This window comes from candidate division TA06 bacterium, from assembly GCA_004376575.1.
Lineage (GTDB): Bacteria > Hydrothermota > DG-26 > E44-bin18 > E44-bin18 > E44-bin18.
This window is the reverse complement of the sequence record SOJN01000059.1, coordinates 1-2,419: the sequence shown is the minus strand read 5'-3', so window position 1 is coordinate 2,419 and position 2,419 is coordinate 1. Positions and strand designations below refer to the sequence as shown.

Annotated in this window: 2 protein-coding genes; both read left to right on the top strand. The window is 51.6% G+C overall.

Translation table 11 applies throughout. The features are described from left to right. The first annotated feature begins 362 nt into the window (after positions 1–362). Positions 363–2,015 carry a T9SS type A sorting domain-containing protein gene (locus E3J62_04630; GenBank protein TET46301.1) on the top strand — a complete coding sequence of 551 codons (1,653 nt, stop codon included), beginning with the start codon at positions 363–365 and terminating at the stop codon, positions 2,013–2,015. Further along, positions 2,012–2,419 (top strand): YdcF family protein (locus tag E3J62_04625; protein TET46300.1); only part of this gene is annotated, 408 nt, incomplete at its 3' end. The genes E3J62_04630 and E3J62_04625, both read left to right, overlap by 4 nt.

Below are 2,419 nucleotides of genomic sequence, written 5' to 3'. Positions count from 1 at the left end.
AATCTGTGGTTATAAGAGTTGGGCTTCAAAGCCCAACACTTGAAACGATGAAATTAGGAAATTAAAGACCTTGCCGGAGATTGCTTCGTCGCTGAGACTGCTCCTCCGTCGGCTTGTGCCGACGAAGGACCAAATATGTCTCATCCCGCCTGCGGCGGGCTGGACCTATTTGGCTCGCAATGACAGCTCTTTTTTCCTCGCGGGGAATTGTAACAATCAGGCAAAAGCAAACTCTTCGTTAACGCTCAGAGTGACAAACACAAAACACACGAAAGTGGAAAATCCCACCTCCTGCCGCACCAACACCACGGGAAGATAATAAGGACGACTGTTGGAGCGCTGCCCAAGATGTTGTTTCGTGCTTGACTTGCGTTGGGCAGGGGGCTATAAATAGCATCGTACCAAGAAAAGAGAGGATTCTAATCGTTTATCTGCGCTTTTCAGTACTTCTCACATTAGTCCTGCTTGTATCCTCTTCATCTTTTGCCCAATACAGTGTGGGCTGGATATACGACTCACCTGACACTATAAACGGTTTCGCAATAGGAGACCTGGACAACGACGGCTACAAGGAGATCGTCCTTTACAACCTCCGAGGTCCGCTCATAGTCCTGAACCACGACAAGTCTGTTAGATGGACTATACAGGCACCTCCCGGAGCTGAACTTCGTGGAAGCCCTGGGATTGCCAATTTGGACCAGGATTCAACACTTGAAGTAATTGTAGAGTGGTATGGGTACGGTGTGTGCGTATATGACTGGGACAGCACTCTCGTATGGTGTGATACTACCGTGTTTGGCACGGGAGACTATGGTTCCGCCCCCGCAATAGCCGATGTCAACAATGATGACACTGTGGATGTTCTGGTTGCAGACTATTTAGGTCACATAACATGTTTCAACGGCCAGACCGGAAGCATTGTATGGCAGTATGTTCCGGCTCCATCAGACTCTGACATCTTTCTTGGCCATGCAACCATAGAGGATCTTGACCATGACGGAGCGTACGAGGTTCTTGCCTATGGTGCAGATCCGGGTATGGTCCACTGTGTCAATGGCGAGGACGGCTCACTGGAGTGGCTCTACAATGTATGGGTCAACAACAACGACTATGGATTCGGAACAGGGCCGGGAGTGGGTGATATTGATGGCGACAGCCTCGAAGAGGTGATCATAGTAGGGTACAGCTCAGGCAACATAATTGCGCTGGAAGAAAATGGGTTTTTCAAGTGGGAGTACACTGCCGGTGACTTCTACGGCGACTACTTCCAATTCACATCACCCTCCATCGCCGATGTCGATACGAGTTCTCCGGGTCTCGAGGTGGTTGCGTGCGGAGAGACAGACAATGTCTATGTGATCAGCAACTCAGGAGCTGAGCAATGGGTCCACGCTTATGACGGAGGTGAGTGGCAGCCATCCCTATCAGACCTGGATGAAGACGGAAGGTTTGAGATCATTGCAGCGAGCTGGTTTGACACGCTATTCGTGCTCGACGCGGACAGCAGAACCACAGAATGGACCTTCTCCACGGGGGACAATGGATTCCTCTGGCCGTACGCCCTCATAGACGACATAGACAACGACAACCTTGCCGAGTTGATAGTTGGTGACTGGGCAACCCAGAAGCTGTACATGCTGGATCTTGAATGTGCTCTCAACGGAGCCTGGCCCACATTCATGCACAATAACAGAAGAACTGGGCATCCTGATGACCTTCCTGTGGGGATCGAGGAGGTTAATTCAAGCCGTCCTCTCCCCAATCACTTCTCGCTTACTGCGTATCCAAATCCGTGCCATGGACTTCTGGCAGTTGAATACACACTGCCCCACTCATCCGCAATATCTCTGCTCATCTATGATGTGGCAGGCAGAAAGATAAGGACTCTCCATTCCGGGCAGAGAAAGCCTGGCACGTACACTGCCAGAGTACAGAAGTTGACGTCCGGTGTATACTTCCTCAAGCTGGCAGCAGAGGGTTCGGCCACGACCCTCAAAATAGTCATGACGCAATGAGTGAAGGTAAGCCGAGGGGCGAAGAAACCCTGCAAAACCCAAACAAGATTCTGAAATGGGCTCTCAAGGCCGCTCCTGTGTGCGATCTCCTGCTGGATCCACTATGCCGGCTGTATGAAATCAGGGAGGCTCTTCCATCAACTGCCGACTGCATAGTGGGCCTGGCGGCGGGACTGTATTCAGATGGGACCGCAAGCCCAATGACCAGGGCGGTCGCAGAAAGATGCGTTTCTCTCTACCTGAATGGTTTGGCCGGGCATTTAATATTCACTGGTGGGTGCAACGCTAATAGTATCACCGAGGCGAAGGCGATGTCCCGGATCGCGGTTACGATGGGCGTTCCGCAGAAGAGAATCTCCCTGGAGGAAAACTCAACCAGAACTCACCACCATCCGCCGCGCGTT